The organism is Amycolatopsis sp. NPDC004079 (assembly GCF_040610415.1).
Lineage (GTDB): Bacteria > Actinomycetota > Actinomycetes > Mycobacteriales > Pseudonocardiaceae > Amycolatopsis > Amycolatopsis halotolerans.
Genome location: NZ_JBEXMH010000077.1, coordinates 27000 through 37335 on the forward strand (window position 1 = coordinate 27000; position 10336 = coordinate 37335).

At 69.5% G+C, this 10336-nt stretch carries 9 protein-coding genes and 1 tRNA gene; 5 read left to right on the forward strand and 5 right to left on the reverse strand.

The annotated features are described in order from the left end of the window. Positions 1–109: 109 nt before the first annotated feature. Positions 110–565 (forward strand): SRPBCC domain-containing protein, encoded by a 456-nt coding sequence (locus tag ABZX37_RS42815; protein ID WP_354749699.1) that lies wholly within the window; start codon positions 110–112, stop codon positions 563–565. A gap of 4 nt (positions 566–569) precedes the next feature. Here the strand turns inward: ABZX37_RS42815 and ABZX37_RS42820 are convergent, their stop codons facing one another. Next, positions 570–1271 (reverse strand): SDR family NAD(P)-dependent oxidoreductase, encoded by a 702-nt coding sequence (locus tag ABZX37_RS42820; protein ID WP_354749701.1) that lies wholly within the window; start codon positions 1269–1271, stop codon positions 570–572. A gap of 87 nt (positions 1272–1358) precedes the next feature. On the opposite strand from ABZX37_RS42820, the gene ABZX37_RS42825 reads away from it, so the two are divergent. After that, positions 1359–1943, forward strand: a complete 585-nt coding sequence (locus tag ABZX37_RS42825) for a TetR family transcriptional regulator (protein ID WP_354749703.1) — start codon at positions 1359–1361, stop codon at positions 1941–1943. Positions 1944–1980: 37 nt separating this feature from the next. After that, on the forward strand, positions 1981–2853 hold the full coding sequence (locus tag ABZX37_RS42830) for a hypothetical protein (protein WP_354749705.1): 873 nt from the start codon (positions 1981–1983) through the stop codon (positions 2851–2853). A 79-nt stretch (positions 2854–2932) separates the two neighbouring features. On the opposite strand, the gene ABZX37_RS42835 is transcribed toward ABZX37_RS42830, so the two are convergent. Next, positions 2933–3006, reverse strand: a tRNA-Thr gene (locus tag ABZX37_RS42835). A gap of 127 nt (positions 3007–3133) precedes the next feature. Here ABZX37_RS42835 and ABZX37_RS42840 point away from each other — a divergent pair. Together ABZX37_RS42840 and ABZX37_RS42845 are read left to right on the forward strand one after the other, a co-directional pair. Further along, entirely contained in the window at positions 3134–4822 is a 1689-nt protein-coding gene (locus ABZX37_RS42840; RefSeq protein ID WP_354749707.1) for a hypothetical protein, read from the forward strand. Between the two features lie 167 nt (positions 4823–4989). After that, complete coding sequence (locus tag ABZX37_RS42845) at positions 4990–5826, forward strand: class I SAM-dependent methyltransferase (RefSeq protein ID WP_354749709.1); 837 nt, start codon at positions 4990–4992, stop codon at positions 5824–5826. Between the two features lies 1 nt (position 5827). On the opposite strand, the gene ABZX37_RS42850 is transcribed toward ABZX37_RS42845, so the two are convergent. The 3 genes from ABZX37_RS42850 to ABZX37_RS42860 all read right to left on the reverse strand — a co-directional run bounded on the left by ABZX37_RS42850 (position 5828) and on the right by ABZX37_RS42860 (position 9901). Then, complete coding sequence (locus tag ABZX37_RS42850) at positions 5828–7027, reverse strand: DNA polymerase III subunit delta' (protein ID WP_354749711.1); 1200 nt, start codon at positions 7025–7027, stop codon at positions 5828–5830. Further along, on the reverse strand, positions 7024–9171 hold the full coding sequence (locus ABZX37_RS42855) for a dTMP kinase (RefSeq protein ID WP_354749713.1): 2148 nt from the start codon (positions 9169–9171) through the stop codon (positions 7024–7026). The genes ABZX37_RS42850 and ABZX37_RS42855 overlap by 4 nt, the downstream gene beginning before the upstream one ends. A gap of 148 nt (positions 9172–9319) precedes the next feature. Beyond that, entirely contained in the window at positions 9320–9901 is a 582-nt protein-coding gene (locus ABZX37_RS42860; RefSeq protein ID WP_354749715.1) for a hypothetical protein, read from the reverse strand. Between the last annotated feature and the right edge of the window lie 435 nt (positions 9902–10336).

Sequence of the window (10336 nt, forward strand, 5' to 3'; positions counted from 1 at the left end):
TGCTCCTTCCGGGCCGAGCCTAGGCAACCACACCCCATTGACGCAACCAGATGGTTGCCATAATGTCGCAACCATTCAGTTGCATCACTCTCTCGAAAGGACGCCCCCGATGAACTCCTTCACCACCGAACTGACCGTCGACCGCACCCCCGAGGAGGTCTTCGCCGCGGTCACCGACGTCCGCGGCTGGTTCAGCAAGACGATCACCGGCACCGCGACCGCGGTCGGCGACGCGTTTTCCTTTGTGGACAAGGGAATCCCGTCGACCCGGATCCGCGTCACCGAACTCGTTCCCGGCCGCCGGGTCGCCTGGCACGTCGAGGACGCGTACGTCGCCTTCACCGACCAGCCCGACGAGTGGACCGACACCCGGATGAACTTCGACATCACGCCGGGCCCGGGCGGGACGACGGTGCGCTTCACGCATCACGGCCTCACTCCGGACCAGGCTTGCTACCCCGAATGCTCACGAGGCTGGACGAGCTGCGTCAACACGAGCCTGCACGCGTTGCTGACCACCGGCGTCGGCGAGCCGATCCCGGAATCGGCCGCCCCCGCCAAGTGAAGCCTCAGGGAAGCTGAAGGTCGGAAGTGTCGCGCTTGGCGTGCAACTCCCACAGCGTCTCGGCGATGTCGGCCGGGTCGATCTCCGGGAACTCCGTATTGGGTTCGAGAGCACCGGACAGCAACGCGGCGTGGACGGCACTCCCGCGGATCATCGCTCCGATCTGAAGCGTTGCCGCGTGCACACCGTCGGGCGCGATTTCCGCCGCCAGGCTCTGAAGGTAGTTGCGGGTCGCGGCCATCGCCGGGCCGATGCCGCTGAGAACGGGAGCGGGCTGGGTGGCCGAGACGCTCTGGCTGATCAAAACGCTGCCCTCGCCGCGGTCGCGCAGCTCCCCCAGCACGGCCTGGACCAAGGCGATCGGGGTGAGGAAATACAGGTCGAGGAGCTGCTGCGCGGTCGCCGTGGTCAAGTCGGCAGCGGGCGTGAATCCGTTCAGATCCAACGGCGCGTACAGCACCACGTCGATCCGCGCGAAGCGGTGCCGAATCGCGTCGACCAGCGCCGGAATCTCCGCCGGACGCGCCAGATCCGCGGGAAACGCCGCGGCTTCGATGCCCTCCGCGCCGAGTTGATCAGCCAAGGCGGCGAGGCGTTCGCGATTGCGCGCGACGAGCGCGACCCGGAATCCCTCGCGGCCGAAGCGCCGGGCGATCGCGGGACCAAGACCGGTGCCCGCACCAAGCAGAACCAGGGTTTTCGACACGGGACCTCCATAAGTTGATGACGGTCTCAACTTTGACGCCAAGTTGAGACCGTTGTCAACTTTCTCGCCCGGACCTACGATGACCTGGTGAAAACGGAGGGGAAGCCCACGCTGCGCCGAGACGCCCGCCGCAACCAGGAACGGCTTCTCGCCGCGGCGGCGGAAGCCTTCCGGGAGAAGGGTTTGGCGGTGCCGCTGGAGGAGATCGCACAGCGGGCGGGCGTCAGCGCCGGGACTCTCTACAACCGCTTCGGCGGACGGGAAGCGCTGATCGACGCGGTGATGCCCGAGCTGGTCGCCGAGCGCATGAACGAGGCGATGCGCCGGGCGGAGGCGGTCGACGACCCGTGGGAATCGTTCGTCACCTATGTGACCGTGCTCTGCGAGCAGCAAGCCGACGACCCCGCGTTCCGGGACGCGATCAGCCGTCAGCTCCAGGACGCGCCCGAACTGACCGCGCGATGCACGGCCGAACTCGCGAAGTCGGTCCAGTTGCTCGAACGCGCACAGCGGGCCGGGACGCTGCGCGCGGATGTCACGTCCGACGACCTGCTGCTGCTGATCTTCACGAACGCGCTGATCGTGCGCGAGACGGTCGAGTCCCATCCGGACGCGTGGCGGCGCACGCTCTCGTTCAGCCTCGCCGGCTTGCGCGCCGGTTGTGGTAGCTAAGAAGCATGCGAAGATCCTTTTCCCTCAGGGGAATCCGATGAACGATGACGTTTCCCAGAACCTCGTCGTCTTCCGAATCAAAGGCCTGCCCGAACCGATGCTGGCCAGCGGCCCCACCCAGGCCGAGGACGCTGTCGAGCAGGCGTGGGCAATCGTCCGCCAGCAGCACAAGGTGCGCGGGTCCGCGGTTTTGGCCGTGTACAGCGAATGGCAGCCGTCGGCGGCCGATCAGAAATTCATGGCCAAGAATTTCCGGAAGGCCGAGTGCACCTACAGCTTCGCCCGGCCCGCTCCCGGCGATTGGGAGCGCGCGTTCGCCGACGCCCGCACGGTGATGGCGCAAAAAGAGGAGAGCACCGAGGAGATACTGCCGATCCTCTGGAGCGCGTCCTCACCGCGCGCCGGGCTGCTCGAAGCGCTGCCGTACCAACCGCTCGTGCCTGGCAAGTTGTCGGTCGCGCTCGCGGTGGTGTCGCGGACTCCCGAGGGCAAGATCGGGATGCAGCACATCACCCGGCACGAGCAGGAGCAGATGGGCGCGCCGCTGGAGAAACTGCTCGACGTCGGGTTCGGCTGCCTGGCCCGCGGGCTGAAGTTCGAGGTCCGCAGTTCCGGCGAGGAGGTACTGGTCTCGCTCGCCAGGGAGAACAAGCTGGCGGCGTCCGCGCTCGCGCTGCCCGATCTGCACGCGCGGTTGTCGCCGCACCTCGGGACAGGAGACCTGATCGTCGGCCTGCCCTGCCCGGACGAGCTGCATGTCGCCAGGGAGGGTTCCCGCCCGGCGGAAATCATCCGGGAGCAGGTGCTCGCTTCGCGCTACGAGACCACGGAACTGGTCCCGTCAGTCCTGCGGCTCAGCTCTGGCGGGCTGGAACTGCTCGCCGAACGGAGCGGCTCCCCTAACGGGTGAATTCGGCGAAAGCCAGGATCCCCGTCCAAGAACGAGTCAGGCCCCATCCGAACTGCTTCGGATGGGGCCTGACCTGCGGAGCCGCCTGGGGGAATCGAACCCCCGACCTATTCATTACGAGTGAATCGCTCTGGCCGACTGAGCTAAGGCGGCATGCCGCTGCGCGACGGTCATCAGTGTAGCGGAGCCGTGGTGCGTCACCTTGCGGGGGCCGCGTCGTTAGGCTCCTATGACTTCGGTCTCACTCCCCGACCCGGCGATCATCTGGAGGACCCGGCACATGCAGCGAAGACTGCCCCGTGCGCTGGCGCTGCCCGCCACTGCCGCGTTGCTGCTGCTCTTGGCCGCGCCGGCTGGTGCGCAGGAGATTCCGACGACGCCGATCCCGCAGCCGAACAACCCCTCGCAGCCGCCCGCGTCCGCGCCCATCGGGCCGCAGCCGCTCGGGCACGCGGTCGGCGACGCGGGGACGGCGCTCGGCGTCCTGCGGCTGCTGCCGAACTCGGTCACCACGAGCACGATCCTTCCTGGCTTCGGCCAGACGCTGCCGAAGCAGTCCGCGCTCGAGGCGGGCATGGGCCTGTCCAGCGCGTCGGCGAACTCGGAGGCCTACCTGGCCTACGAGAAGTCGATCGCGCAGTCGTCGCCGTTCGGGCTGGCCGTCGGGGGCCAGGCTCCGCAGACGCCGGGCAGCCTCGTGCAGACCTCGCTGCCGGACAACCCGAAGGAGATCAGCGGGGGCCTGAACGCGCCGTCGAACCCGCTGCTGAACGTCGGGCTGCTCAACGGCACCGCGCACGCCCGCTGGAGCGAATCGCTCGGTCCGTGCGTGGACACGATCGCCGACGCCAGCACGTCCGTCGCGAGCCTGTCGCTGCTCAACGGCCTCCCGACGCTGCCGCAGGTCCCGCTGATCGGCGGCGGCGGGCTGAACCTGCCGCAGGGCACTCAGCTCGCGCAGGGTTTCGACCCGAAGAGCGGGCTGCAGAGCCTCGGCGGCCTGCTGCCCGGCAGCGGACAGACGCCCGCCGCGGGCACCGGTTCGCTGCTGAGCCTGCCGAACACGCTGTCGTCGCGGTCGCAGGTGAAGCTCGTCGACATCCCCGGTTCGAAGAACAAGGCCGTGCAGTCGAGGTCCACGCTGCAGGCGGCGGACATCAACATCCTCAAGGGCACGCCGCTCGAGCTGAACCTCAAGGTGGCCAGCCAGCCGACGCTCACCGTCACCTCCACCGGCGACGCGAAGACGTCCACAGTGGACTACCAGGCGCCGGTGATCACCATCGGGGCCGGCGGCAAGACGCTGTACACGCTCGACGCGGCGCACCCGACCAAGGACATCCCGATCGGCCTGCCGCTCGCGCCGCTGAGCCAGCAGTTCGGCGCGCTGGACAACGTGCCGGTGGTCGGCGGCCTCGTCGCCACCGCGCAGAAGGGCCTGCAGCAGCTCGGCGACACCACGGGGAAGGTGCTCGACCTCGGCGTGCTGCGGCTGAGCATCGCGAACCTCGACCAGAAGCAGTCCGAGGCGACCACGCCGTTCAAGGGCTACCAGGTGGGCGCGGCGGCGCGGCTGCTCGACCTTCAGGTGCTGCCCACGCAGAAGCTGAAGGAACTACTGCCGAAGCAGGCGGGCGACAACCTGCCGTCGTCGCTGGCGCAGCTGTCGCTGGGCGAGCAGATCGCCCGCTCGTACGCCCCGACCGGCGGCGTCGTGTGCGGTTCGACGACGACTCCGCCCGCCCCGCCGCAGGGCGGTGCCGCACCGGCGGGTCCGGTGAAGCACCTGGCCTACACGAACGGCGCGTACGACACGGTGCCGCTGTTCTGGGCAGGCACGGCGATGCTGCTGATGGGCGTCGTCATGGTCGCGGCGTTCCCGAACCGGCGGCGTCCCGCGCTGGCGCTGAAGCGGCCGTCCGGCGGTCCTGACGCACCGTTCAAGCCGTCGCCGCATCCGCGCGACTGACTCTCGCCAGTCACGTAAACGGCCCCCTCGCTGCTGGCGAGGGGGCCGTTTACGTAGCGTGGCAAGAGGAACCCGAATGCCGCGACGCAGATCGGCCCAACCTCGGCAGGCAACCTTCACCTGGTGCGCGGTTGCCGCCGTGCTGCCGACGGCACCACGATCGAGGAATGACGCGGAACCCGGCGGGCAGGACTCTGTTCGACGAGATCTACGACCGCCCCGATCCCCGAGCGTTTTTCAGCAGTCTCGGCCGGTTCGGCTATCAAACCCCGCACCACGCCCAGTCCGTCTTCCGCCGGCTGGCCGCGGCGCGGCCGGCACCAGTGACGGTCCTGGACCTGTGCTGCTCATATGGCGTCAATGCCGCGCTGCTCAACCATCGGCTGACCTTCGATGACCTCCATGCGCACTACACCGCGCCTAAGGTCGCCAAACTGAAGACCTCCGAACTCATCGAGTACGACAAGGACTTCTACGCCGCCCATCGCCGCGCCGACGCCGTGCCCGCGATCGGCGTGGACATCGCCGCGCCCGCGATCGACTACGCGCTGGCAGTCGGCCTGCTCGACGCAGGGTTCGCCGAGAACCTCGAGACCGGACCCGCGTCCGCCGCCCTGCTGCGGGCAGCCAGCGCGGCCAGTCTGATCACCGTGACCGGAGGCGTGAGCTTCCTCAGCGCCCGCACCTTCGACCAGCTGTTGCGGGCGGCCAGCACGCCGCCGTGGGTTGCCGCGTTCGTCCTGCGCACCGGCTCCTACCAGCCCATCGCCACCGCGCTGGCCGAACATGGACTGTCCACCACCGTCGACCTCGAGCGCACCTTTGTGCAACGGCGGTTCACCGATCCGGACGAGCAGCGCTATGCCGTCGCCGCCGTCACGGCGACCGGGGCCGACCCCGCCGGGAAAGAGACCGAGGGCTGCTATCACACCGCCCTATATCTCTCGCGGCCAAGGGAAGACCCAGCCTCGCCTGACGAGCGCCTCCAGTGCGATCTCCGCTGAGTCAGCCTTGGCGAAGCGTGGTGACCATGGCCTCCACCGCGATCCGCGGCTTCACGTTCAGCCCGATCGCCTCGCGGCACTCCAGTACCGCTTCCAGGCGGCGCATCGTCGACTCCGGCGTCCAAGCCGCCGCAGCCGAATTGATCTGCTCGGCGTGGTCGGGATGCGTCAGCGTCGCACCAGAGCGAGAGGTCGTCACGAGCACGTCGCGGTAGAACCCCGCCAGATCCACCAACGCAATGTCGAGCGTGTCGCGCTGGGTTCGCGTCGCGCGGGACTTCTGGCGCTTCTCCAGCTGCTTCACGGCGGCCTCGGCGGCACGTTTCGCTCCGGCGACGCCCTTGCCGGTGCCGTCGCCGCCCATCGCAGTGCGCAGTTCGGAGCGTTCCTGCTCGTCGCGGCCCTTGCTCTCCTCGCCCGCGTCCGCCTCCGCCGCGCTGATCAACTGGTCAGCGCTGGTGAAAACGTCGTCCGGACGGCGCAGCCCGAGCGGGATCCGCAGCACGGTGGCGCGCCGCTGCCGGGCAGCTTCGTCGGTAGCGAGCCGGCGCGCGCGGCCGACGTGGCCGTTGCACACTGCCGCGGCCCAGTTGGCGCGCTCGGGATCGACGCCGTCCCGGGAGATCAGCACCTGCGCGATCGCCTCCGCGGGCGGGGTGCGCAGCGGAACCAGCCGGCACCGCGAGCGGATGGTGACCGAGACGTCCTCCGGGTGGTCCGACGGTGCGCAGAGCAGGAACACCGTGCGCGCCGGGGGCTCTTCCACCGCCTTGAGCAGCGCGTTCGACGCGCCTTCGGTGAGCCGGTCGGCGTCCTCGATGATCACGACCTGCCATTCGCCGGTCGTCGGCCGGCGCGCCGCCGCTTGCACGAGCGCGCGCATCTCGGCGACCGAAATAGACAGTCCTTCCGGGACGACCAAGCGCACGTCGGCGTGGGTTCCGGCCATCGTCGTGCGGCAGCCGGGGCACGCGCCGCAACCGGTTCCGGTGCTGCACTGCAGGGCCGCGGCGAACGTGCGCGCGGCGACCGAGCGGCCGGAGCCCGGCGGTCCGGTGAGGAGCCAGGCGTGCGTCATCGCCGCTGGCGCGACTGCTTCTCCCGCAACGATTTTGGCCGCCGCCGACGCCGCTGAAGACAGCGTTTCCATGGCGGGTTCCTGGCCGACGAGTTCCGTCCAGACGCCGATCGGGGTCGTCACCGATCCTCCACTTTGGACACTACGGGCAGCGCGTCCGCGCCGTTCTGCGCCGCTTCCGCTTCGGCCGCCTCGACGACGTCCGCCGCGGCAGCGTCTTCCGGCGGCTCGGGTTCCTCCTCCGCCGGTTCCGTGGGGGCGAGCCCGGCGAGCGAACCGACGAAGACCGGCTGGACGGCGTTGCGGACCCGGCCCGCGACGTCGCTGTCGGAGCCCTCGGCGTCGACCACCACGTACCGGTCCGGGTCGGCGGCGGCCATCTCGCCGAGCAGCTTCTGCACCCACAGCTGGTCGTCCTTCAACGACGGCTGCGGATCCTCCGCGTGTTCGGAGTCGAGAAGAACGGTGAGATCCGGGCGGAGCCGTCCGGTGGCCCAGTCGACCAACCCTTCCAGCTCGCCGCGGTCCAGCTCGCCTGCCGCGGACAGCGACGCGAGCGGGGAGTCGACAAAACGCTCCATGACGACCACGGACCCGGCGTCGAGCGCGGGCTGGATCTGGCGTTCCACCAGTTCGGCACGCACGGCCGCGGCGACGAGCGCCTGCGCCCGCACGCCGGTGAGGGCGGCGTCGGAAACGAGCGTGCGGAAGCGCTGCTCGCCGAGCGCCGGGTCGGCGGTGAGGACGACCGGCCGGGTGCCGGTGCCGAGCCAGCGCGCGAGGCGGGCGGCCTGCTCAGCGGTGTTGACGGCGGTGGTGCCCTCGATCGCGATCAGGAAGCCGTTGACGCGGCGCGGGTTGCGGCGCAGCGCGTTGCGCAGGTCGCTGAAGATCTTCTCGGTGCGGCGCTCGTCCATCTGCCGGTAGGCGATGATCCCCAGCAGCACGGCGAGCAGCCCGCCGCCGAGGATGACCGGACGGGTGCCGTCGACGATGATCGGGGTGCCGAACAGGTCGACCTGGCGCTGCCGGACCAGGCCGATCAGCACCGGCGTGACCACCGTCGCGCCGAACAGCACGATCTTGAGCATCGCCTGGTAGATCGCGTTGATCCGGCCGCGGATCGCGTCCTCGACGCGGGAGCCGATGATCGTGACGCCGGTGAGGAACGCGGTGCCGGCGCAGACGCCGACGAAGGCGACCGCCGCCACCGAGATCGACAGGTGCGGCGACAACGCGACGACGCCGAGCGCGAGCCCGGCGAGGACGATCGAGATGCCGAACAGCCGGTCGTGCGGGAGCCGGTGCGCGAGCTTCGGGGCCAGCGCCATACCGGTGGCCAGGCCGATGAAGACGGCCAGCATCAGCAGGTTGAATGCCGCGTCGCCACCGAGCAGCGAAGACGAGTACGGCTTGGCCGCGCCGATGACCGCGCCACCTGCGGCGAAGGCGCCAAAGGCACCAATCAGCAGACCGCGGACGATCGGCGTGCTGCGGACGAACTTCAGCCCGTCGCGCATCATCGCGCCGAAGCCGAACTTCTCCTCGTCGGCCCGCTTGACCTTCTGCTGCGGCGTCGAGTGGACGTCGCGCAGGGACAGTTCGGGGATGCGGGTGGCGACGATGATGCCGCTGGTCAGGTACAGCAGACCGGTGATGACGACGACGACCTTGGCGATGTACAGGTCGACGCCGGGGCCCTGGAACAGGTGGAACGTGGAGTTCGCGCCGAGGATCAGCGCGTTGGCGCCGGCGGCGGTGATGACGGCGAGGCCGTAGGTCATCACCATGCCGAGCTGGTTGGCGGTCTCGACCTGCTCGGGGCGGCGCAGCAGGTTCGGCACCGCCGCGTCCTTCGACGGGATCCACATGATCGAGCAGCTGCCGACCAGGAAGTTCGCGACGAACAGCCACCACGGCGCGCCGACCACGGCGATCGAGAGCAGGAACCCGCAGCGCAGCAGGTCGCAGACGACCATGATCTTGCGCCGGTCGAACCGGTCCGCGAGCAGGCCGCCGAGCGGGGCGAAGAGCAGGCCCGGCAGCAGCGCGGTGACGATGACGCCGACGAACGCGTAGTTCTGCGCGGAGTAGTTGTCGAGGAGCTTGGTGCTCAGGCTGGTCAGGTTCAGCAGGTTCAGCCAGTCGGCGACACTGCACAGATACGTGACGCCCCACAGCCGACGGAATGGCTTGATCGCCAGCACTCGGCGGGCCCGGTGGATCGTGGACGTCCCGCCCGATCCGCCCGGGCCGGTGCCGGGCACCGACCGTACGCCCTCGCTGATACGCCCACCCCACTTGTCACGGCGGCGTCAGGCGACCCCTGCGGATCCCCCGACCGTGTGGTGGCCAGGGTAGTCCCGCCGCGGACGCGGGTAGGGCACGCCCCGTGATATGGGTGGCCGGAGGGGGTCAGCCAAACAGCCCCTTCACACTGCTCACCAGGCTAGCGATGAGCTCGATCGCGACAATTCCGAACACGATGAGCAACACCACGGCGAGCACGACGCCCGCCGTGCTGCTGGAGGGACGGCCGAAGCTGGGCATGCTGATCGAGGGCATCCCGCGCCGGCTCTGCCGCTCGGCGAGCTCCTCCTCGATGTCGTCGTCGGCGATCTCGGTGACCCGCTTCGGCCGCGGCCGGGGCACCTTCTTCAGCAGCTGAGGAGCCTTGGTCGGCCACGTCCGCTGCCGGGGCAACAGCCCGAGCGGAACCAGATCCGGCCGATCGGACGGCGGAATCGGATTCGGCGTCTTGACGACTTCCTTCTTCTTGGCTTCCTCTTTCAGCGCGGCCTCGACCATCCGCTTGACCGCCTCCGGATCGTGCTCGACCGGCTTGGCGGTCGGCAACGGCCGGGGCGCGCGGCCGGACGCCATCTCGAACCCGGACAACGGATCGGAGAACCGCTCGCCCCCGGAGTCACCGGCCAATGTCCCGTCCCGGTCGGGCCCGGAGGCGGGAAAAAACGGAGTCCCGTCGCTCGTGCTCATGGTGACCACCTCACTACGGAATGTCCGCCGCGTCCAGTGTCGGCGAGAGTACCGGTCCCCGCATCCACCCAATGGCCGCAGAACCACTACTGCCCGCGCCCGCAAGGAGAGCCGTCCACCCGGGCCAGTGACCGCTGATAGACGGCGGCGTGGCGGGTTTCAGCGGAGAGGAACCGGGTCAAGTTCAAGGCTGCCAGGCCACACAGCGCTGGGATCGGTCGGGCGGCAAGGGACTGGAGTCGCCTGATCCAACTCGACTCAGCCGCCCTCACCCGGCATAACCAGACCCGCTCACCCACGCCAACCCTGGCCAACGCCGCACCTAGCCCAGCCGACGCCACACCTCTTCCAACCAGCCACCCCTTCGGCGACCCAACCGCGGGATCGCGTCGGCGTGTGGAGGGGCAGTGCGCACGGCCCCCAGGCCGTGCGCAC